The organism is Reyranella soli, from assembly GCF_007992495.1.
In the GTDB taxonomy this organism is placed as follows: Bacteria; Pseudomonadota; Alphaproteobacteria; order Reyranellales; family Reyranellaceae; genus Reyranella; species Reyranella soli.
Genome location: NZ_BKAJ01000120.1, coordinates 21,625 through 43,661 on the forward strand (window position 1 = coordinate 21,625; position 22,037 = coordinate 43,661).

General features: G+C 65.7%; 17 protein-coding genes and 1 pseudogene. 7 read left to right on the top strand and 11 right to left on the bottom strand.

What is annotated here, in order from left to right; all coding sequences use genetic code 11:
- Positions 1–40: 40 nt before the first annotated feature.
- The 4 genes from RSO01_RS31410 to RSO01_RS31425 form a co-directional block, all read right to left on the bottom strand.
- Entirely contained in the window at positions 41–1,354 is a 1,314-nt protein-coding gene (locus RSO01_RS31410) for a serine hydrolase domain-containing protein (RefSeq protein WP_147154507.1), read from the bottom strand.
- An 861-nt stretch (positions 1,355–2,215) separates the two neighbouring features.
- Entirely contained in the window at positions 2,216–3,205 is a 990-nt protein-coding gene (gene speB / locus RSO01_RS31415; RefSeq protein WP_147154508.1) for an agmatinase, read from the bottom strand.
- A gap of 18 nt (positions 3,206–3,223) precedes the next feature.
- Positions 3,224–4,561, bottom strand: coding sequence for an aspartate aminotransferase family protein (locus RSO01_RS31420; protein WP_147154509.1), 1,338 nt, complete (start codon positions 4,559–4,561; stop codon positions 3,224–3,226).
- A gap of 251 nt (positions 4,562–4,812) precedes the next feature.
- The gene (locus RSO01_RS31425) at positions 4,813–5,952 is read right to left on the bottom strand and encodes an NAD(P)/FAD-dependent oxidoreductase (RefSeq protein WP_147154510.1); all 1,140 of its coding nucleotides are present in this window, start codon (positions 5,950–5,952) and stop codon (positions 4,813–4,815) included.
- A 73-nt stretch (positions 5,953–6,025) separates the two neighbouring features.
- On the opposite strand from RSO01_RS31425, the gene RSO01_RS31430 reads away from it, so the two are divergent.
- Genes RSO01_RS31430 through RSO01_RS31445 form a run of 4 tightly spaced genes read left to right on the top strand, consistent with a single transcriptional unit; the run spans position 6,026 to position 9,847 of the window.
- Complete coding sequence (locus tag RSO01_RS31430) at positions 6,026–6,997, top strand: ABC transporter permease (RefSeq protein WP_147154511.1); 972 nt, start codon at positions 6,026–6,028, stop codon at positions 6,995–6,997.
- The gene (locus tag RSO01_RS31435) at positions 6,994–7,875 is read left to right on the top strand and encodes an ABC transporter permease (protein ID WP_147154512.1); all 882 of its coding nucleotides are present in this window, start codon (positions 6,994–6,996) and stop codon (positions 7,873–7,875) included. Before RSO01_RS31430 ends, RSO01_RS31435 begins: the two co-directional genes overlap by 4 nt.
- Positions 7,872–8,867: an ABC transporter ATP-binding protein gene (locus RSO01_RS31440; RefSeq protein ID WP_147154513.1), complete on the top strand. Its 996-nt coding sequence runs from the start codon at positions 7,872–7,874 to the stop codon at positions 8,865–8,867. Before RSO01_RS31435 ends, RSO01_RS31440 begins: the two co-directional genes overlap by 4 nt.
- The gene (locus tag RSO01_RS31445; protein ID WP_147154514.1) at positions 8,864–9,847 is read left to right on the top strand and encodes an ABC transporter ATP-binding protein; all 984 of its coding nucleotides are present in this window, start codon (positions 8,864–8,866) and stop codon (positions 9,845–9,847) included. The genes RSO01_RS31440 and RSO01_RS31445 overlap by 4 nt, the downstream gene beginning before the upstream one ends.
- Here the strand turns inward: RSO01_RS31445 and RSO01_RS31450 are convergent.
- Complete coding sequence (locus RSO01_RS31450) at positions 9,844–11,430, bottom strand: ABC transporter substrate-binding protein (RefSeq protein WP_147154515.1); 1,587 nt, start codon at positions 11,428–11,430, stop codon at positions 9,844–9,846. The genes RSO01_RS31445 and RSO01_RS31450 overlap by 4 nt on opposite strands.
- Positions 11,430–12,779, bottom strand: coding sequence for an LLM class flavin-dependent oxidoreductase (locus RSO01_RS31455; RefSeq protein WP_147154516.1), 1,350 nt, complete (start codon positions 12,777–12,779; stop codon positions 11,430–11,432). The genes RSO01_RS31450 and RSO01_RS31455 overlap by 1 nt, the downstream gene beginning before the upstream one ends.
- Before the next feature lie 107 nt (positions 12,780–12,886).
- Between RSO01_RS31455 and RSO01_RS31460 the strand changes: the two genes are divergently transcribed.
- From RSO01_RS31460 to RSO01_RS31470, 3 genes are all read left to right on the top strand, one after another.
- Positions 12,887–13,783 carry a polysaccharide deacetylase family protein gene (locus RSO01_RS31460; RefSeq protein ID WP_147154517.1) on the top strand — a complete coding sequence of 299 codons (897 nt, stop codon included), beginning with the start codon at positions 12,887–12,889 and terminating at the stop codon, positions 13,781–13,783.
- 77 nt (positions 13,784–13,860) lie between these two features.
- Positions 13,861–14,787, top strand: a complete 927-nt coding sequence (locus RSO01_RS31465; RefSeq protein ID WP_147154518.1) for a hypothetical protein — start codon at positions 13,861–13,863, stop codon at positions 14,785–14,787.
- Between the two features lie 12 nt (positions 14,788–14,799).
- Entirely contained in the window at positions 14,800–14,997 is a 198-nt protein-coding gene (locus RSO01_RS31470) for a hypothetical protein (protein ID WP_147154519.1), read from the top strand.
- A gap of 43 nt (positions 14,998–15,040) precedes the next feature.
- Here the strand turns inward: RSO01_RS31470 and RSO01_RS31475 are convergent, their stop codons facing one another.
- The 5 genes and pseudogenes from RSO01_RS31475 to RSO01_RS47705 all read right to left on the bottom strand — a co-directional run.
- Positions 15,041–15,286 (bottom strand): hypothetical protein, encoded by a 246-nt coding sequence (locus tag RSO01_RS31475; RefSeq protein WP_147154520.1) that lies wholly within the window; start codon positions 15,284–15,286, stop codon positions 15,041–15,043.
- A gap of 61 nt (positions 15,287–15,347) precedes the next feature.
- Complete coding sequence (locus tag RSO01_RS31480; protein WP_147154521.1) at positions 15,348–16,967, bottom strand: hydantoinase B/oxoprolinase family protein; 1,620 nt, start codon at positions 16,965–16,967, stop codon at positions 15,348–15,350.
- Positions 16,964–19,033, bottom strand: a complete 2,070-nt coding sequence (locus RSO01_RS31485; protein WP_147154522.1) for a hydantoinase/oxoprolinase family protein — start codon at positions 19,031–19,033, stop codon at positions 16,964–16,966. Before RSO01_RS31485 ends, RSO01_RS31480 begins: the two co-directional genes overlap by 4 nt.
- Positions 19,034–19,111: 78 nt before the next feature.
- Positions 19,112–21,028 carry a DUF8600 domain-containing protein gene (locus RSO01_RS31490; protein ID WP_147154523.1) on the bottom strand — a complete coding sequence of 639 codons (1,917 nt, stop codon included), beginning with the start codon at positions 21,026–21,028 and terminating at the stop codon, positions 19,112–19,114.
- A 117-nt stretch (positions 21,029–21,145) separates the two neighbouring features.
- A pseudogene (locus RSO01_RS47705) lies at positions 21,146–22,037 on the bottom strand (Rieske 2Fe-2S domain-containing protein); the annotation flags it as partial.

Consider the following 22,037-nt stretch of genomic DNA (forward strand, 5'->3'; position numbering starts at 1 on the left):
CTCAGCGTCCGGGCCGAGAGCTATCCGGCGCTATCCGGCCCTACCCGGCTTTGGCCGCCCCCGCCGCCGGCGGCCGGCCGTTCTGGTAGACCGCGCCCTCGAAATCGCCGAAGACCTGCAGCGTCTTGGTGTCGGCGAAGGGCAGGATCTGGGTCAGGATCACGCCGGCCACCTTCTTTTTCGGATCGAGCCAGTAGTAGGTGTTGGCGAGGCCCGCCCAGGCGAGGCTGCCGGCGCTGCGTTTGCCGGGCACGTCCTGGGTGTTGATCATGTAGGCCAGCCCCCATTTCTTGACCATGCCAGGGAAGAACTCGGCGTCGTTGGTGAGGTCGGGCTGGGCGGTCTTGAGCAGGGTCACGTTGAGGTCGCCCATGCTGTTCTTGTTCACCAGGGCAACGGTTTCGGGTTTCAGGATCTGCGCCGTGCCGAGCTTGCCGTTGCCCAGGAGCGCGCGCAGGAACGAGAGGTAGTCGCGCCCCGTCGAGTAGAGGGCGCCGCCGCCCATGAAGAATTCCGGCGCCTGGGGCATGCCGAACTCGATGGGGCTGAGCTTGCCGTCGGCGCCGCGGGCATGGACGCTCGCCAGGCGCGCCTGCTGGTCGGGCCGCAGGATGAAGCCGGTATCCTTCATGCCGAGCGGCGTGAAGATGCGCTCGCGCATGTAGCCGTCGAGCGACATGCCGCTCACACGCTCGACCGCCTTGCCGGCCCAGTCGATGTTGATGCCGTACTCCCACTTCTCGCCGGGGTCGGCGATCATCGGCACCTTCAGCGCCTCGAGCTTGCAGGTGCCGATGCCAGGGACATTGGCCACCTTCATGTAGCGCTCGATGTCCTTGTTCCACAGGTCGTAGCTGAAGCCGGCCGTGTGGGTGAGGAGGTGCCGGAGCGTGATCGGCCGCTTGGGCGGTCGCAGCTTGGGCTTGCCCTCGGCGTCGAAGCCTTCCAGCACCTGCGCGGCGCTGAGCTCCATCACGACGTCGCTGATCGGCTTGTCGAGGCTGAGCTTGCCCTGCTCGACCATCTGCATGGCGGCGATCGAGGTCAGCGCCTTGGTCATCGAGGCGATCCAGAACATGGTGTCCGGCGTCATCGCCGTGCCGGTCACGAGGTTGCGCTTGCCGAAGGCGCCTTCGTAGAAGACGCCCTTGTCGTCGGCGGCCGCCGCCACGACGCCGGGCACATCGCCCGACGTGACCGCGCCGTTCAGCACGGCGTCGATCTTGGCCTTGTCGGCCCGGGCCTCGCCCGGCCAGAACAAGGGCACGCCCGATGCCAGCAAGGCGCCGGCGCCGGCTTTGATCGCGGTTCTGCGTGTGACTGTGTTGGCTTGATTGTGCTTGCTGTCAGCCATCGTCCTGTCCTCCCACTGCCATAAGGGACATCTCGTACGCGCTGCTATGTCGGCACTACCCGACAACTATAGCGCGTGCGCGGCGAACGGGCGATTGTACGCAGGTTGCAACTGTTGGGGGGCAAACCAGAATGCCAGACGAACCTATTCGTTCCTTAGGCAGGATGACGCGGTCATGATCGTGGCGATATCTGACATCAGCCGCTCTCACCCGCTAATAGCAACATGGCAGTTCTAACCAGATCTGAGCAACATCCGTCTCGCCCACCGACCGAGTGATAGGTAGGTCGCTTGAATGTACGTCACTCGATTCTCAGGCCCAACAGCATGCAAGCTCTGCTCGGTTTCCCAAATCAAAAGTCGTTCTCCTGCTCGATGATTAATGTCATCTTCAAGCTGACGCAGGCGCGCCGAGAATCTCAAGATATCGAACTCGATAATCTTGTAAGCGACCAACAGCACGTTGGATAAAACTATCACAAGCGCGAAAACGGCCCACGATGCGTAGACGATACTTGCTGTAAGAATGGTCGTCAGGACCGTGCCCCCAACCGTCATGATTTGTATGAGGACGCTATTCCTTTGAACGGCTTCTGCTCGGAGTGTGTTGTATTCCGCTAGCAGCGTTTGCAGTCGTTCCTTATCACCAATGCCCGATTCACTAGTTTGGCGCATAGTTCGGCCCTCACTCGCCGAATGGTCGTTCGACAAGTGTGATGGACAACCGTGAGTTTGCCAACTTGCCAGATAGTCCTCGACCAACCGCTCTGGCCTTCCGCGGGCAGGTCAATCAGACGGCAAAGGCCAGCCGAGGCTAAGGGGTCAGTCCAACGGCAAGCCAATTCTCTCCTTCCGCCAGTCTCAGAGCCGTCCCTTGCGCCTCGCCACCGCCTCGGAGAGCAGGCAGAGGATCTCCCACATCATGGTGACGCCGACGAGCGCGGTGTTGCCGCTCATGTCGAAGGGCGGTGAGACTTCCACGACGTCGCCGCCGACCAGGTCGAGCCCGCGCAGGCCGCGCAGCATGCGCTGCGCCTCGTGCGGGGTGTAGCCGCCGATCTCGGGCGTGCCGGTGCCCGGCGCATAGGCCGGGTCGAGGCCGTCGACGTCGAAGCTGACATAGGTCGGGCCGTCGCCCACGACGCGGCGGGCCTCGGCGATCACCTTGTCGACGCCGAGGTCGAAATACTCCTCGATGGTGATCACGCGCATGCCCTGCTCGACCGCCCACATGTTGTCGTCGCGCTTGTAGAGCGAGCCGCGGATGCCGATCTGGACCACGCGCTTGGGATCGAGCAGGCCCTCCTCGACCGCGCGGCGGAAGGGCGTGCCGTGGGTGTACTTGTAGCCGCCGAAATAGGTGTCCCAGGTGTCGCTGTGGGCGTCGAAATGAACCATGCCGAGCGGCGGCAGGTTCTTACGGATGCCGCGCATGATCGGGAGCGTGATCAGATGGTCGCCGCCGGCCGACAGAGGCACCGCGCCGGCCGAGTGCAGCTTGGCGAAGAAGGCTTCGATGCGCTCCAGCGAATCGTCGAGGCTTGCCGGGTTGACCGGTGCGTCGCCGAGATCGCCGCACTTGGCCAACTCGTAAGGCGCCACGCCGGTGACGTGGTGCACGCGGCGCATCATGGTCGAGAGGTCGCGCATCTGGCGCGGGCCGTGGCGGGCGCCCGGGCGGTTGGTCGTGCCGCCGTCCCAGGGCACGCCGACCATGCCGATCTCGACGTCGGCGGGATCGCGGAACAGCGGCAAGCGCATGAAGGTGGCGACGTCGCCGAAGCGCGGCACCACCGTGCCGGAGACCGGCTGCGGGAAGGCAGGCTTGGAGGGGTGCGAAGCGTCGTTCATGCGCGCCTATGTAGGTAGTTATTTGGGCTGCAAAAGAGCCTTTCTCGCGGTGACGAACTCCTCGACCACCGCCACAAACCGGTCACCTTCGCTATCGCCGATCATGATGTTCAGCGCCACGAAGCCGCGACGGGCGATCCAGATGCCGGCCGCCATCATGTCGAAGAAGAACAGCTCCTTGGCGTCCTGGCTGCCCGAGGCGATGTCGGCCGCCGTCTTGATGGGTCGGGAGGTGGCGTGCGCCGTCATCATCGAGCCGATGCCGGAGAACTGGAAGGCCACCTTCTCGCGCTGGCAGATGGCGTTCAGCCGCTGCCGGATCTTCTCGCCGCGCTCGTTCAACTCCTTGGCGGCGGCCGGCGTGTAGACCTCGCCGTAGCCTGCGGCACCCGCCGCCATGGTCAGCGCGTTGTTGTTGAAGGTGCCGGCGTGCGGCAGATGGTCAGGCTTGGTGGGATCGAACAGCTCCATGATGTCGCGCCGGCCGCCGAAGGCGCCGAACGACATGCCGCCGCCAATGTACTTGCCGAGCGTCGTCATGTCCGGGATCACCCCGGTCTTCTCCTGCAGGCCGCCCGGCGACAGGCGCGAGGTCATGACCTCGTCGAAGATCATGGTGATGCCGCGGGCGCGGGACTCCTCGCGCACCATCTTCAGGAACTCGATGTCGCCCGGCAGGCAGCCATGGCTACCCTGCATGGGCTCGAGCAGGACGGCGAACAGCTCCTCGCCGTGCTTGGCGAGCAGGGCGCGCGTGCCCTCGACGTCGTTGTACGGCGCCACGATGTATTCGTAGGGCACGTTCACCGGGCTGCCGCCGCTCACGAAATAGAGCACGCCGCCATGGTAGCCGCCGTGGAACACCATGACCTTGGTGGCCTTGGTACGGCCCTTGCGCTGGGCATAGACGCGGGCGCCAGCCAGCGCCATGACGTTGCCCTCGGTGCCGGAGTTGGTGAAGCGCACCAGGTCGATCGACGGCATGCGGTCGGCCACCAGCTTGGCGAGCTTGGCCTCGTTGGCGTTGCGGCCGCCGTAGTTCCAGCCGTGGTTCAGCGCGCGGTCGATGGCGGCGCGGATCACCGGATGGGAGTGGCCATAGATGCCGGCGGTATATTCGCCCAGCACGTCGATGTATTCGTGGCCGTCGGCGTCCCACAGACGGCAGCCTTCGCCGCGCACCACGGTGAGCGGGAACGGCGAATTGTGCAGCGTGGTGCGGGTGTTGCCGCCGGGCATGGCCTCGCACGCCTCGTGGTGGCGCGTCAGGCTCTTGGGATTGCGGGCGGTGTAGGCCTGCCGCGCCTCGTCGAGGGCGGACTGCAGGTCTGAGTTGACCAAGGCGGTATCGGGCACGGGCTACTCCTCCAGGCACTCTGTCATCCTGAGCGTAGCGAAGGATCTCATGCCCTCAGCAAGCGGCGATGAGGTCCTTCGCTACGCTCAGGACAACAATGAGTATCGCACCACGTTCAGCTCACGGATAGGTCAGCCTGCGGATATCCGCGATTCATTGTTTGGACGCAGGCTTAGAATGATTCACGGGCCGCATGAATTCATCGGCTGGCCAGGCAGTCCTCTTCGAAGCCCGGCTCGGGATCCAGCCATCACACCACGTTCAGCTCCCGGATAGGTTTGCCTGCGGATATCCGCCCATAACCGAACGGCGAAAGATCGAGCGTGCGATAGCTGCCATGCACGATCAGCTCGGCAACGGCGCGGCCGACGGCCGGCGACTGCTGGATGCCGTGGCCGGAGAAACCGGTGGCGAAGATCAGGCTGTCGATCGCGGGGTAGCGGCCGACGATGCCGTTCTGGTCGAAGGTGTTGTACTCGTAGTAGCCCGCCCAGGCATTCACGACCTTGGCCGCTTCGAAGGCCGGCACGCGGTTGGCCAGCACCGGCCACACCATGTCGTCCCACTCCTGGTGCTGGACTTCCAGCGCCGCCGTCGGCGGATCGTTGCCGTCGGCCGGCGTCGTGCCGCCGATGTAGAAGCGGCCTTCCGGGCGGAACCAGGTTCCCGTGGGATCGATGGTGAGCGGCGTCGGGCCGGGCGGCTCACGCACATCGAAGACGAATACTGAGCGCCGGCGCGGCTCGACCGGCAAGGCGATGCCGGCGGTGGCGGCGACCTCGCCCGACCACGGGCCGGCAGCCAGCACGACCGTCCCGGCCTCGATCGTGGCGCCCGAGCGCAGCGTGACGGCGTTGGGTGCCAGCTTCACGACCTCATCGGCAACGTACTGCGCGCCGAGCTCCCGCGCCTTGCGGCGGAAGGCCTGCATCAGCGCCGGGCCGTCGAACCAGCCTTCGTTGGCGACGCCGTGCGAGGCGAGCCGGATGCCTTCATCCGACATCCAGGGAAAGCGGCCACGCAACGCTGCCGGATCGAGCAGCTCGACGGCGCAGCCCTCGCCTTTCTGAACGGCATGGTTGGCCCGCAGGACGGCCTCGCCCGCGTCGCTCGCCAGGAAGAGATAGCCCGGCTCCTTCAAGCCGAGATCGACGTCCAAGAGCTTGGATGCCTGGCGCAGGAAACCGATGCCGTAGCGCGACAGATGGATGTTGAGCGGCGTGGAGAACTGTTGGCGGATCGAGCTCGCTGACAGCGCCGACGAAGCGCGCGTGTAGCCGGGATCGCGTTCGACCACGACAACATCACCAGCGAAATCGGCATCGCGCTTGAGATGCCAGGCGATCGACGAGCCCATGACGCCGCCGCCGATAACCACAACATCGACCATGTCCCGTAGCTAGCATGCAATTTGCTTCGATTCATGCGGTTCCTTTGGCTGCAGAAGGCTGAGTTCGCCGCGGATGCTCCCTGCCCTGCTCCGATTGTCGCTGCGTCGGGCCCTGCTGGCTCTTCCGCTGGTGCTCGCCGTCATCGCCTTCACCTTCTTCCTCATCCGGCTGGCGCCGGGCGATCCCGCCGCGATCCTGGCGGGCGAAGCCCCGACGCCCGAGTTCCTGGCCCAGGTCCGCGCGGAGTACGGGCTCGATCAGCCGGCCTGGCGCCAGTTCGTCGCTTTCCTCGGAAAGGCGATGACCGGCGACTTCGGGACCTCGATCTATTCCAAGCAACCGGTGTTCACGGTCATCCTCGAACGATTTCCCGCCACCGTGCTGCTGACCGGCACGGCGATGGTCATCGCGTCGTTGATCGGCATCCTGCTGGGCGCCGCGTCAGCCCGACGGGCAGGCTCGCGCGCCGACGCGCTGATCAGCGCCGCTTCGCTGGTCGGCTATTCGCTGCCCGGATTCTGGGTCGGCCAGCTCCTGATCCTGCTGTTCGCCGTATCGCTCAACTGGCTGCCGGCCGGCGGCATGGTAGCGGCGCGCGGGAGCTATACCGGCTGGCGCCATGTCGAGGACGTCGCGTTTCACATGGTGCTGCCAGTCGCGACGCTTGCGGTTTTCCTGCTGACCATGATCGCCCGCTTCACGCGCGCCGCCATGGTCGAGGCGCTGGACCAGGACTACGTACTGGTGGCCGAGGCAAAGGGCGCGTCGCGGCGGCGCGTGTTGTGGAACCACGCGTTCCGCAATGCCGCCGTGACCACCGTCACCGTGATCGGGCTGGAATTCGGCATGGTGCTGGCCGGCGCCGTGGTCGTCGAGATCGTCTTCAGCTGGCCGGGGCTCGGCCGGCTGTTCTACGACGCCATCCACCGCCGCGACTTCGCGCTGCTGACCGGCGCCTTCATGTTCTCCTCGCTCGTCGTCATCGTGGTCAACATGGTGTCCGACATCGGCTGCGCCATGCTCGACCCCAGGATCCGTCGATGACCCTGGCCTCGCCTTTGCCGACGCGCCCAGCGTGGGTCACGCGTCCACTGACGGTGCTGGCGGCAGTGCGGCGTCAGCCGGCAGCTGGTGTCATGGGAGCGCTGCTCGTCCTCGTCACGATTCTGGGCGCGCTGCTGGCCCCTTTCCTGACCGCCGCCGATCCCCTGGCGCTGGGCAGCGACACGCTCGCCGAGCCCTCGTGGGCTCACCCTTTCGGCACCGACGATCTCGGCCGTGACGTCCTGGCCCGGGTGCTCTATGGCGGCCGCGTGTCGCTCGGCATCGGCCTATTCAGCGCCGCAATCAGCGTCGGGCTGGGCATGACCATCGGCATGGTCGCGGGCTTCTTCGGCGGCCTGCTGGACGAAGTCCTGATGCGCATCACCGAGGCTTTCCAGATCCTGCCCAAGCTTCTCGTCGCCGTGGTCGTCGTGTCGCTGATCGGCAGCGGGCTGCTGAACGAGATCCTGGTGATCGGGCTGCTGAGCTGGCCGGCAACCGCCCGCATCGTTCGCGGCCGCGTTCAGGTGATCCGCCATGAGGAGTTCATCGCCGCCGCCGAGATGTCGGGCGCAGGCCCGGTGCGCCTGCTGGCCCGCCACATCGCGCCCAACGTGCTGTCCTTCCTGCTTGTCAGCGCCTCGCTGCAGGTCGCGTCGGCAATCATGTCGGAATCCTTCCTGAGCTTTCTCGGGCTCGGCGATCCCGAACATCCGAGCTGGGGACTGCTGCTGCAGCAGGGCCAGCTTTTCCTGCAGCAGGCGTGGTGGCTCACCACCTTCCCGGGCCTCGCACTTGCCATGACGGTGCTGGGGCTGAACCTGCTGGGCGATGGATTGAGCGGCAGCCACGCCGCACCGGCACGCAGCCGCCGATGAGCGCACCGCTCCTCTCGATTCGCGAGCTGGGCGTAAGCTTTCCCCGCAAGGAGGCGCCCTCGACCACGGTCGTCGAGGGCGTGAGCTTCGACATCATGCCGGGCGAGATCGTCGGCATCGTCGGCGAGTCGGGGTCGGGCAAGTCGATGACCGCGCGCTCGGTGCTGCGGTTGCTGCCGAAGTCGGCCGAGCTCAGCGGCAGCATCCGCTTCCGCGGCCGCGAGATTCCGGAAATGACGGACGAGGAGATCCGCGACATGCGCGGCGCTTTGGTCTCCATGGTGTTCCAGGATCCGATGACGTCGTTCAATCCGGTGCTGCGCATCGGCGACCAGATCGGCGAGGCCATCGCCCTGCACGATCGCGCGCGCCGCGGCCGTCGCGCGTTGCGCGATCGGGTGGCAAAGCTGCTCGCCCTGGTCGGCATCGCCGATCCCGCGGAACGGGCGCGGTCGTATCCTCATGAATTCTCCGGCGGCATGCGCCAGCGCGCGCTGACGGCGATGGCGGTCGCCAACAGCCCGGCCCTGCTGATCGCCGACGAACCGACGACGGCGCTCGACGTCACGGTCCAGGATCAGGTTCTGTCCCTGTTGCGCGAGCTCAACGAGAACTCTGGCACCGCGATCCTGCTGATCACGCATAATATCGCTGTCGTGGCGAGCCTCTGCCGCCGCGTCATCGTGATGTACGCCGGACGCGTCATCGAGGACGGGCCGACGGACGAGGTGCTGACCGCACCGCGGCATCCCTATACGTGGTCATTGCTGCAGTCCGTGCCGCGCATCGACCAGGCTGGGACCCGCCTGACGGCCATCAAGGGTCAGCCGCCCGATCCGGCGACACCCCTCGCCGGCTGCAAATTCCATCCTCGCTGTCCATGGGCCGAACAGCGTTGCGGCGAGCAGGAGCCGGCGTTGTCGCCGATCGGCGAGGCGCACGGCGTGCGCTGCTGGCTGCCCATGAACGGCATCGCGGCCGCCGCCCAATGACCGCGGCCGAGGCCCCGCTGGTCAGTGTCACGGCAATCCGCCGCCACTTCGTAAGCGGCGGCGGACTTCTCGCGCGGCGCAAGGTCACCAGGGCAGTCGACGACGTGAGCTTCGGCATCGCCGCCGGCGAGACGCTGGGCCTGGTCGGCGAATCGGGATCGGGCAAGTCGACGCTGGGCCGCGTCATCGTGGGCCTGCTGGCCGCGACCTCAGGCCAGGTCGCTATCGCTGGGCAGGCGGTAGGAGGCGCCCGCGGCGGCGCCCGGCGCGCCCTGTGGCGTCGGGTGCAGATGGTCTTCCAGGATCCTTATTCGTCGCTCAATCCGCGCCTGACCGTCCGCGACACGCTCGCCGAGCCGTTGCGCAATTTCGGCATCGCGCGCGGCGCCGATGCCGACCGGCGCATCCGCGAAGCGCTGGACGCCTGCGGACTGCCGGCCAGCGCCATGACGCGCCATCCGCGCGAGTTCTCGGGCGGACAGCGCCAGCGCATCGGCATCGCCCGCGCCCTGATCGTGCGGCCGGATTTCATCGTCGCCGACGAACCCGTCTCCGCCCTCGATGTCTCGATCCAGGCGCAGATCATCAACCTCCTGCAGGATCTGAAGGCGGCGTTCGGCCTCACATATCTGTTCATCGCCCACGACCTCGCCGTGGTGAGGCACGTGTCGGATCGAGTGGCAGTGATGTATCGCGGCAAGCTCGTCGAAACCGCCTCTGCCGAGATGCTGTATGCGCGACCGGCGCATCCCTACACCCAGCTGCTGCTGCGCTCCGTGCCGATGCCGGATCCCAGGGCCGAGGCCGAGCGCCGCAAGCGGACCGCCGCCAGCGAGATCGCCCATCCGCAGGCCACGGCCGGCGGCTGCCCTTTCCACGCGCGATGCCCGAAGGCCCGCTTTCCCCTCTGCGGCGAGCAGGCGCCGCCTCTGGCCGCACACGCGTCCGGCCACAGGGTCGCCTGCCATTTCCCCGGTTAAGCCGGGCTGGCGTGGGCGAAGTCCTCGCGGTTGCTTGCTTCACCGTCGAAGATCCCGGTCACGGCGGTGCTGTTGAAAGCGCCAGGCAGGGTGTAGGTGCAGAACGGAAAGACCGGGATGTCGTTCCAGACGATTTCCTGGATGCGGTCGTAGATCGCCTTGCGCTTGGTGAAGTCGACCTGCACGCGCTGTTCGTCGAACAGCTTGTCGACCTCGTGATTGACGTAGTTGCTGTTGTTGACGGCCTGGATGTTGAAGATGTTGTTGGAGTTGTAGAAGCGCTCGACGCCGACATCCGGGTCGGGGCCGAGCGAGAACGACATCGTGGCGAAATCGAACTCGTTCTTGACGAAGGCGACGTCGATGATGGCGCCACGGTCGAGCGGCCGCGGCATGACTTTGATGCCGACCGCCGCGAGGTTACGGCTCACGATGTCGCCGATCTTGGCCGCCGGCAGATCGTTGGCGCTGTAGAGATAGCGCAGCGGAAAGCGAACCCCGTCGGCCTTGCGGGCAAAGCCCGCTTCGTCCAGCAGCGCGTTGGCCCTGGCGGGATCGAGCGCATAGTCGGCAAGCGCCTTGTTGGCGAGCGGCGAGGTCGGCGGCACGGGCCCGATCATGTTCTGCGAAAGTCCGGGAAATACCGTGTTGCGAATGAAGGTGCGATCGATGGCGTGCGCCAGCGCCTGGCGTACCTTGCGATCGCTGTAAGGCGGGTTGCGGAGATTGATGTACGCCTGGTAGCCCGCCGTCTGGATCTTGGTGAACTTGAGCTTGACGCCGCGGAACTTGCCGACCCGCGCCACCTCGACGGCCGGCAGCGCGCTGCTGTAGATCATGTCGACTTCGCCGTTCTGCAGCGCCGCCATCCGCGCCGCCGGATCGGGGATGATCCGGAACATCAGCTCGTCGAAGCCGGGCTTGCCGGGCAGGAAGTACTTGTCGTTGCGCCGGTACAGGATGTGATCGCCGGAGACGTACTCGACGAACTTGAAGGGACCGGTGCCGATCGGCCGCTTGTTGTGCGGATCGCGCGCCGCGTCCTTCCCTTCCCAGATGTGCCTGGGCAGGATGGCGCCGCAGAAATTGCCGAGCGTGCTGATCAGCGAGGCCTGCGGGTGCTTCAGTCGCAGCACGAAGGTGTTGGGATCGGGCGCCTCGAAGGCGGCGATGGCCTTCAGCGCGCCGCGATAGGGATGGAGCTTGGAATTCACCTGCTCCAGCGAGAATTTCACGTCCTCCGAGGAAAACGGCTTGCCGTCGTGCCAGACGACGTTGGGATGCAGCTTGAAGGTGTAGACCAGACCGTCGGGCGAGATCTCGAAACTCTGCGCGAGATCGCCGCTCACCTTGCCATCGGCATCCATCCGCGTCAGGGCGCTGTAGCAGGGCGATCCGGCAACGAAGCTCGAGATGCCGGAGCTGACCGCAGGATTGAAGAACGGCGGATCTTCCTCGATGACGCCGATCAGGCGCTTGGGATCGGCCGCCCGTCCGTAGCGGCCGGAGAGGATCAGGGGTGCCGCCGCCAGGCCAGCGAGTGCGCCACGCCGGCCGATGCCGGCAACGACCGCGGCCCGCATCACTCGGCCGCCAGGCTGGTCTTGTCGAAATAGGGATTGGCCGGCACCGGCAGGCCCATGCGTTCGCGCAGCGTCCGGCCCTCGTAGGCCTTGCGGAACAGGCCGCGGCGCTGAAGTTCGGGGATCACAAGTTCGACGAAGTCGTTCAGGCTGCGCGGCATGACCGGCGTGTTGATGTTGAAGCCGTCACAGGCCTTGCTCGTGTACCAGTCCTCGATCTCGTCGCAGACTTGGCTGACGCTGCCCTTCATGGTGACGTGCCCCATCGAGGGCAGGATGCGCTCGTAGGTCTGGCGGACGGTGAGCTTGTCGCGCTTGGCCATCTCGACGATGGTGTTGCGGAAGCTTGCGATGCCCAGCACGCTGGTCGGCAGGTCCGGCATCGGCCCGTCGAGCGGATACTTGGACATGTCCGTCTCGCAGAGCTTGGAGAGGTACGGCACGCCGAGCTCCGGTGCGATCAGCGACTGCAGCTCGTCGTAGAGTTCCTCGGCCTCACTGGCGGTCCGCCCGACATAGACGGCGCAGCCGGGCATGATGCGCAGCGAATCCGGCGCCCGGCCGTACTTCGCCAGCCGGCCCTTGAGATCGGCATAGAAGGCCTGGCCCGCCTTCTTGGTATTGGTGACGGCGAAGATGCAATCGGCATGCTTGGCCGCAAGCTCGCGGCCGTCCTCCGACTGGCCGGCGGTGAACAGCACCGGATAGCCCTGCGGCATGCGCGCGACGTTGAGCGGTCCCTTGACCTGGAAGTGCTTGCCCATGTGGTTCAGGACACGCACGCGCGTCGGATCGAGGAAGCGCCCGGTCGCCCTGTCCTGGATGAATGCGTCCTCTGCCCAGCTGTCCCACAGGCCCTTGGCGACCTCGATGAATTCGATGGCCCGCTCGTAGCGATGGTCCTTGGCCATGTGCTCGGTGCGGCTGAAGTTCAACGAATCGTCGGGATAGGACGTCGTGACGATGTTCCAGCAGGCGCGTCCCTTGCTGAGATGGTCGAGGGAGGCGAACCGGCGGGCGAGAGAGTACGGCTCGTCGTAGGTCGTTGTCGCCGTGCACAACAGACCGATATGCTTGGTGTATTGGGCGACGGCCGTGAGCAAAGTGATCGGCTCGAAAACCGCTGGGCGGTCGGATGGACTGTTGGCGGCGAACAGCGCCGGCTTGTCCATCTGCCGGACCGCGTTGCCGTCGGCCATGAACAGAAGGTCGAACAGACCGCGCTCGGCCATCTGTGCCGTCTCGATGGCGTGGTCGAGATTCATGACATTGTCGGACCAGGCATCCTTGTGACGCCAGCCGCCGAGATGACCTCCCAGGCCCAGCAACCCGGTCATCAGATTCATCATGGCAACGCCTCCACGCTCATCCCAGACTCGGCGGGCACGATGCAAGAGATGCGCCACTGACCAACAATTGCAGGTATGGTTCCCAGTCGATTCTGTCGGAGGTCTCGATGACGCAAGAGCCCGGTCATAGCCTGCGCAGCCGCGCGCCCTACCTGCCGATCCACAAGCGGCCGCGCCTCAGGCTGCCCAACGATGCGCGCGTCGCCGTCTGGACCATCGTCAATGTCGAGAACTGGAGCCCGCTGGGGGCGATGCCGCGCACGGTGCTGCCGCCGCCGATGGGCAATCCCCTGCTGCCCGACGTGCCCAACTGGGCGTGGCACGAATACGGCATGCGCGTGGGCTTCTGGCGCTTCCTGGAGGTGCTGGCCGCGCGCCAGCTCAAGGCGACGTTCGCCGTCAACGGCACGGCCTGCGAGCTCTATCGCGAGGCCTGCCAGGCCGCGCACGAGGCGGGCTGGGAGTTCATGGGCCACGGCTTCGTGCAGCGGCCGATGCATCGTGTCGACGACCAGCAGTCGGCCATCCGCGACACCATCGCCGCCATCAAGGCCTTCACCGGCAAGCCGCCGCGCGGCTGGGAGAGTCCGGGACTGACCGAGACCGACGAGACGCTGGACCTGCTGGCCGAAGCCGGCATCGAGTATGTCGCCGACTGGGTGATGGACGAGCAGCCCATCGCGCTCAAGACACGTACAGGCAGCATGGTCTCCGTGCCCTACACCGTCGAGGTGAACGACGTCGTCATCAGCGCCGTCCAGCAGCAACCCTCCGACGAGATCCTGCGCCGCGGCCGCGACCAGTTCGACCGGCTGTGGCAGGAGGGCGAGACGGCGCCACGGGTGATGGCGATCTCCATCCACCCCTATCTTACGGGCGTGCCGCACCGCATAAAATACCTGGAGATGCTCTACGACCACATCCTGGCGCACGACGGCGTCGTGCTGTGGACGGGCGCGGAGATCCTCGACTGGTATCGCGCCGAGACGGCGCGAACGACCTGAATTTTCGCTCTCTGGACAGACCGCTATCTCTGCGAGTATTAATATAGGACAACTCTACCCTATATCAGAGGCCCCAGGTGCCAACAGCCGGAACCGACACGATCGAATGGCAAAAGGGCAATACGGCCAAGAGCGATCCCTTCTTCATCCTCATCCTGAACAATCCCGCACTGGAGCGCCCGGAGGGCTCCGCGCACTTCGTCCCGGACATGCCGGGCGTAGGCGCTGCCGACCGCGCCGCCCTGAAAAAAGCGGCCGGGTATATCTTCCAGAACCTTTTCGGATTGTTGCCAGGCCAGGTCGACAAGGTCCTGGGCCTTTCGCCCCACGCTAACGAGATCCGCGTGGTGTCGATGTGCATCCCGACGACGACCGTCAGCGATGCGACCGCCCTTGTCGCCGAAGACGCCCTCGACGACAGCCTGATTCTCGTGGCGCGCCGCGATCAGGCCCATGCGTTCGTGAGCGCAGAGAGCCTCGATCCCGACATTTTGTTTCTGGTGTCCCAGTCGCCGACCCATACGCGCGCTTCGGCCTTCGGCACAACGGACGACGACACGCGATCCGGCATCGCGTTCACCTATGACGGCTGGAACCTGTCGCAGCGTTATCTCCACCTCATTCCCGGCATGTCGGCGGTCCACGCGACGGTCGGCGGGATGACGCCGGTCCACGAGTTCGGACACGCTTTCTCGAGCTATACCAATGGCTACGTGACGGACCTATATGTTGACGGCACACCCGCGTTCAATCGCAAGGTGGGCCGACCCATTCCTGCCAAATTTGCCGCCTACGACGGCACTACGTACAATAGCGATGCGGTTCGGGATGGCCTGGGCTATCCCGGCGGCTGGCAGTCCTATCACCCCGAGTTGATCGACCCGACACGGCCGGCGATCATGGACAACTACTGGGCTGCCGCCGGCGGGCCGCTGAAGTGCCAGCACGACAAGCTAACGCGAGCCTATATCCTGGATCGAGTGCACGCCAAGGCGACCCGCTAGAAGGAACTTCAGATGGTCGAGCCACTCAAGCCTCAAGCAAAGCTCCTGGCGAACAAGAACGTCTCGCAAGCCGAGTTGGCCGAATTCGAGCAGCTCCTTTCGGCGCGTTTCGACAAGGACCCTTCCCTTCCGGACGAACAGCGCGCCAACCGCCAGCGGCGGCTCGAGGAACTCGCCGCCAAGATCAAGGGCAAACCCCTGGAGCGATAGTGGAAGCCGTAGATTGAGTTCGATCCCGTGCCGGCGTGATCGACTACGTCGCCTTCACGCAGTCGAACGACGCGGTGGTGCCCGATTGACCGACGGCGCGGGCAAGCCGGTCGTTCTTGCTGCAATACCTCTGGGCCAAGGTGAAGGCGGAATTGGGATTGGCGGCGCCGGTGACCTGCACCGACACCTGGTTGCCGACGATGGTTTCGCCGTTGGGGCCGCTCGACGTGCTGAGCCCGCTGCCTGAACAGCCGGCCAGCACCAGGGTGAGGAGGATGGTTCGCTTCATGGGCGGACGCTAGCCTCCGAGGCCGGCAAAGCAAACGGCCGAGGCCGTGGCAAATCTGGGACTAGACGCCGTAGACCGCGCGCGCCGTCGGCGCGCTGATCGCCCCCTCGACGAGATCGCGCTGGGCGGCGGCGCGCTCGCGCTGCTGCGGCGGTCCGAAGCCGCCGGCGCCCGGCGTCACGACCGCGAACCACTGCCCGGGCTTCAGTACCGCCGAGTCGCCCTCGAACACGACGCCCGGCCCGGCCTCGACCTTGCCGTGAGCGCCGGGACCGCCGCCGAACAGGCCCCAGCTGCGCGATCGCTGGCGAGTGATATCGACGCGCACGCGGCAGTCGTGCGTCGCCTGGTAGACGCGACGCAGGCCCATGCCGCCGCGGTATTGGCCGACGCCACCGGAATCCTCGACCAGCTCGTAGCGCGTAAGCAGCAATGGATACTCGATCTCCAATGCCTCGACCGGCAGGTTGGAGGTGTTGGTGGTGTGGACATGCACGCCGTCCAGCCCGTCCTTGTGGGCGCGCGCGCCGCTCCCGCCGCCGATCGTTTCGAGATAGACCCAGGTCGAGCCGTCGGTCGGCCGCTTGCCGATGAAGTAGGCCACGGTGCAGGCCGAGTTCGAGCAGGCCATCACCCGCTCCGGCACCGGCTGGGCCAGCGCGCCCAGGATCATGTCGGAGACGCGCTGGCAGGTCTGCAGCCGGCCGTTGACCGCGGCGGGCGCCAGGCAGTTCAGGATGCTGCCTTCCGGCGCAGAGATTTTCAGCGGACGCGCCAGGCCGGCATTGGGCGGAATGCCGGGATCGAGCACCGACTTCACGACGTAGTAGGTCGTGGCGAGCAGCGCGGTGTAGGTCATGTTGATGCCGGCGCGCATCTGCTCGGTAGCGTCGAAGGCGAGCGACATCTCTTCGCCCTTCACGGTCACCTCGACCGACATCGGCAGCAGGCCCGCCACCTCCTCGTTGTCGAACACGTCCTCGAAACGCCAGGTGCCATCGGGCATGGCGGCGATGGCCGCGCGCATCTTGCGCTCGGCATAGTCCATCACCGCGGCGCCGGCCTGCAGCACCGTGTCGGTGCCGTACTTGGCGGCCAGCGCCTGGAAGCGCTGCACGCCGACGCGGTTGGCCGCCATCTGGGCGCGCAGGTCGGACAGTCGTTCGGAGGGCACCTGGCAATTCAGCAGGATCAGGTCCTGCACGTCGCGCTGCAGCTCGCCGCCGCGATAGAGCCGCACCGGCGGGATGCGCAGGCCCTCCTGGTAGATGTGGGCATGGCCGCGATCGACGAAGTCGGCATGGTGGGCGAGGTTCACCGTCCAGGCGACCATGCGGCCGTCGATGAAGATCGGCTCGGCGACGACGATATCGGGCAGGTGCGTGCCGCCGCCCTCGTAGGCGTCGTTGCCGATGAAGGCGTCGCCCGGCCGGATGTCCTGGGTCGGATAGCGCCGCATGATGTGCTTGATGAGGTCGAGGAAGCTGCCGAGATGGATCGGGATGTGCTCGGCCTGGCACAGCGTCTCGCCAGCGGCGTTGAACAGCGCCGTCGAGCAGTCGCGCCGCTCCTTGATGTTGGTCGAATGCGAGGCGCGGATCAGCGTCTCGCCGGTCTCCTCGACGATCGAGGCCATGGCGGCGCCGATCACCTCGACGGTGATGGGGTCGAGCTTGGTCATGCCGCCGCCTCGAGGATAAGATTGAGATAAGCGTCGACCCGGGCAGTCCAGCCGGGCGGCACGAGGGTCGTGGCGTCCATCTGTTCGACGATCGCCGGGCCGGCGAAGCGGTTGCCGGGGCGCAGAGCCTCGCGGCCGTAGACGGGGGTGTCAACGAAATCGGCAGCTTCAGCCAGCCATACCGAACGACGCTGCACGATGGCGCCGGACGCATCCGGTCCGGTCTCGGGATGCGCCAAGAGCTCGGCCTTGCACACCTCGCCAGTCGCCTCGACACGCAGGGTGACGATCTGTACCGGATCGCCGTCGGCCGCAAAGCCGTAGCGCTGGCGATGCACGTCGGAGAAACCTGCCGCCAACGCCTGCAGCGTCGCCTTGGAGACGGGGCCTTCGGGCACCGCCACACTCAGCTCATAGTTCTGGCCGTGGTAGCGCATGTCGACGGTGCGCGTGATGTGCCGGTCGCCGGAAGCAATGCCTTCGTGCTCGAACCAGCGCTCAGCGCGCTCAGCCAGGGCCGCGAATCCCTCGGCGACGTCGGCCGTCGAAGCCTCGGTCGCGGGCATCAGGCGCGTCAGGGCGAAGTCGGCGCGCAGGTCGGTCAGGAGCAGGCCCATGGCGCAGAGGATGCCGGGATTGGCCGGCACCAGCACGCGGCCGATCTCGAGCTCCCGGGCGAGGCGCGCGGCGTGCAAGGGCCCCGCCCCGCCGAACGCCATCAGCGTGTAGTCGCGCGGATCGTGGCCGCGCTGCACGGAGATGACGCGGATGGCGCGCGCCATGTTCGCCGTGACCACCGACAGGACGCCCTGCGCCGTCTGCGGCACGCCAAGCCCCAGCGTTCCGGCCAGGCGCGCGATCGCCTGCTCGGCGAGGTCGCGGCGAATCTTCATGCGGCCGCCCAGCAGATGCTGCGGGTTCAAGGTCTGCAGCACGACGTTGGCGTCGGTGACGGCGGGCTCCGGATTGCCCTTGTCGTAACAGGCAGGTCCGGGATCAGCGCCAGCCGAGCGCGGCCCCACCTTCAAAAGGCCGCCGCTGTCGATGTAGGCGATTGAGCCGCCGCCCGCGCCGACGGTGTGGATGTCGAGCATCGGCGCCTTGATCGGATAGCCGTGCACCGTCGCTTCGGCGGCGAGCCGGCAGCGACCGCCCTGCAGCAACGCCACATCGGTCGAGGTGCCGCCCATGTCGAAGGTGATGAGATCCTCGAAGCCCGCCAGCCGGCCGATCGCCTGGGCGCCGACCACGCCGGTCGAGGGGCCCGACAGCACCGTGCGCACCGGCATCTCGGCCGCGGTGGCAAAGCCGATGACGCCACCGTTGGACTGCGTGAGATGCGGCGTGGCCGTCATGCCGAGTGCCGCAAGCCGCGGGCTCAGCCGCCGGATGTAGTTCTCCATTACCGGGCCGAGATAGGCGTTCAGCACCACCGTCGACAGCCGCTCGAACTCGCGGAACTCCGGGGCGATCTCATGACCGGCCGAGATGAAGGCGTCGGGCATCTCCTCGCGCAGGATCGCCACCGCGCGCTTCTCGTGATCGGGGCGGACGAAGCCGTAGAGGAAGGACACGGCGACGGCCTTCACGCCGGCAGCCTTCAAGGCTCGGGCGGCGGCGCGCATCCGGTCCTCGTCGAGCGGCACGTCGACCTCGCCCGTGTGGCGCAGGCGCTCGGGCACTTCCAGCCGCAGGTCGCGCGGCACCAGAGTTTTAGGCTTGTCGGCCTGGATGTCGTAGAGGTCGGGCCGCTTCTGGCGGCCGATCTCGAGCAGGTCGCGGAAGCCGTCGGTGGTCACCAGCCCGGTCTTCACACCGCGATGCTGGATCAGCGCATTGGTCGCGACCGTAGTGCCGTGACCGAAGTAGACGATGGGCGCCGCGGGATCCTTCGCCTCCGGCGCAACGCGCCGCATCCCCTCTTCCACGCCCTGGGCGATGCCGCGCGAGGGATCGTCGGGAGTCGACGGCACCTTCCAGGTCTCGATCCGGCCTTCCTGTTCATCGAAGAGGCAGATGTCGGTGAAGGTTCCGCCTGAATCTACCCCGACCCGCCAGCGCGACATGCCATTTGCCCTAATTGTTCGTCATTCAAATGATAGTCGGTCGGCGCGCGGTACTTCAAGACAAGCGGTAGCCACCAATCAACTGGCTGGCAACGTCGAATGCATCGTATTGATGATGGTCATACGGCGGGTGGTTCCATCGATATCGAGAGCGTGCCACGCCGTTCCTCTGATGTCGGTTGGCCGAACCTCGACGACCGATCCGTTGATCTGCGCGGTCAACGTCGTTGAAGAAGGAAAGCCGCTTCCCCCGGAATAGATGTGAACCCAAAGTTCATAACGCCCGTCGCGCCATCTGCCGACGCGCATGACTTCCGGCGCCTGCCCACCGCGCTGCACATCGCGCAGCAGCTCGATCCACGGCGCCGTCGCGACGCTCCCCAGGCCGCCATAGAAGACGTGGCCGGCGGCGTCTCCGGCAGGGAAGACGATGAAATGAAGGTCAAGGTCAATCGCCTGATCATCCCACGCCAATGAGAAGGTTGCCTCGTCGGCCAGATTCTGAGAAGGCGCCAGCCCATCGAGCACGGATGGCGGCGGGGCAGGAACGTGACGAGCCACGAGACTGCGGAAACGCTCGCGCACTTCCGATTCGGCCGGGCGGAAACTACCGAGCAAAGTCACTCGATCATCAATCTTTCGCCATGCCTCCTCCAAGTATCCCGGAACCGATGATACCAAGCGGTCGGCGTCCATATCGCCGTAGTTCACCAGGATGACTTCGGCATTACCGCTGTTGATTGCATAATCGACCGCCGCCTCGAGGAAATTCTTGCGGCTTGGCTTGGCGTACTGCTTGCATTCGACGATCAGGACTTGCGAGCTTCTCTCGGTCACCGGTTCCCTGACGATCCGCCAATCCGGCTGTATGTTCCGCTTGCGTTTCTTGCTGAAGAGAATGGTAGCGCGCGTGCGGAGTTCGGCGAACAGGTAGAGAGGCGGCACGCTGCGAATCGTGGCGACGTGCGTTGCGGCGAACCGAAAGCGAAGGCCGCCATTGACCGGATGGAACACCAGCCGATGATAGCCCGTTGCTTCCGCTATCTGCGTTGCGACCCAGAGGCCGAAAAGCTGGTCTCGCTGCTTCCACAGCGGCAGGTTCAGGAACTCCTCGAGTACCTGGGAGACGACCTCTTCCTCGCTGTGCTGAACATGCGTTTCGAGGAACGCTTGGAGGTTGCTGATGATTGGCTCGATATTCGGATCTCCGGGTCGGGCGCGCAGTCGCGCGACCAACTGGTCGAGCTCCGCGAACGTGCTTCCGATCCATCTGTCATGGTCGGCCTGAAGGACCGCCGCCAGTTCCTCGCTGGACGGGGTCCCCACGCGCCTCTCGTAGGTAAAGGAACCTTCGTGAGGCTGTGCGCCGTTTGCGACAAGCAGTTCTATCGCCGTCGATACCACCCGGCGCGTTTCTCTTACGACGAAGTCACCCTTCGAATTACCTGTGCTGGGCAGTTGAGGGAGCGGCATGAGCCATTCCCCCGCGGAGTAGGCTTCCAACCAGCGAGCGATTTCCGGCGAGGTTGCTTCCTGGCGATCTACTGGCCGGATTATCCGCTCCAGTCCCCAGAGGACATCGATGGTCAGCGGCTGCTTGGCCACCAGTTGACGGAAGCGACGAAATTCTTCTCGGTATGCCTTGAAGTGCTGGAGATCGAACTTGATGCCATCGGGCGACGACGCGCTGAAATCAAATGTGATCTGCAGATTCTCATCGGAAAAGCGCGCGTCCGCTTGCACGAACATGTTCCAGATTTCCTTGGCCATGTCGTCAAAAGGTTCACAGCAAGCCAGGAACGCTTCCAGGAATTTCGACGCCGTCAGTTTGCGTTTGCGCAAGCTCGCTTCGATGTCCGCATTCTCTTCCAGCCCCAACTCTCCTGAAAGCCGCACCACGAAGTCCTTGTCGTAGGTATCCTCATCGAGGCCGGATTCCTTCAGTCGTCTCCAAACCGAGAGTGCGTCCGTCAGCAGCCGAGCGCTTGATGACATTGAACATCTTCCCCTCGATGATCAGTAGAATGCATATCGGTCATTCTACCACAGGTGGAGAAGATACGCAGCCGCCGCCTCGGCCTGAGATATTTGACTGGCGGCCTGGCGTTGCGGTCAGACGTTGCCGGGGTGGACGGCTCCTGACAGCGTACTTGCGTAGACGTCCTGCCACTTCTTGTCGCTGTCAGGGCTGATGAAATAGCCGCTGCGTGCGCCGCGATAGACGTTGGGGTCCTCGGCGCCGGGCGGCAGCGCGCCGCTCTCGCTGAGCGCCCGCGCCGCGCGCAGGAGGCGGCGACGCGTGCGGGTGATCATCTGGTCCGACGGCGCCAGGTGCTCGTGGCCGAAGTCGGTGACGGGGCCCATGCTTTCGGTGATCGCCTGGTCCTGCAGATGGATGCCGTCGATGCCGCTGTAGATCCGATTGCTGCGCTGCGCTTCGCGGTCCATGCCCCAATCGTTGGTCTCGTCCATGGCCATACGCCAGCGGCCGAGCCAATCCGTGGTATTGGGCAGCATCCTGATGCCGCCGCGGCCGGTGCCGCCGATCGGCGTGCCGTCCTTGAACCTGGGTTGCGGCAGGGCCTGCGCCGACTTGGCATGCTTCCAGAAGATGAACACGAACATGCAGTGCCCATCGTCGATCGGCACCCAGGCGCGGGCATGCATGTGGCTGTTGAATTCGCCGTTGGGCGCCTGCGACCAGCAGGGGAACAGGAAGTTGGCGAAGCGCCAGTAGGTCTGGCACGGCCCGGCGGCGCGGTAACCGGCGTACTGCGTGCCCCACGGCGTGTCGGCGACGTGGTACTGCGGCGCGCGGTTGGTGATGGTGAAGTAGAACGGATCGGTCTCGGGCACGTCCTCAGGGTCGACGTGGCCAGCATGCAGGAAGCCGAAATGGGCGGTGTCGATCTCGCCCTCGAGCGCCTGCAGCCAGTTGCAATTGCGCTGCATCATGTGGACGACGATCTCGTCGGGCGGGAGATCCAGCACCTCGAAGGCCGGC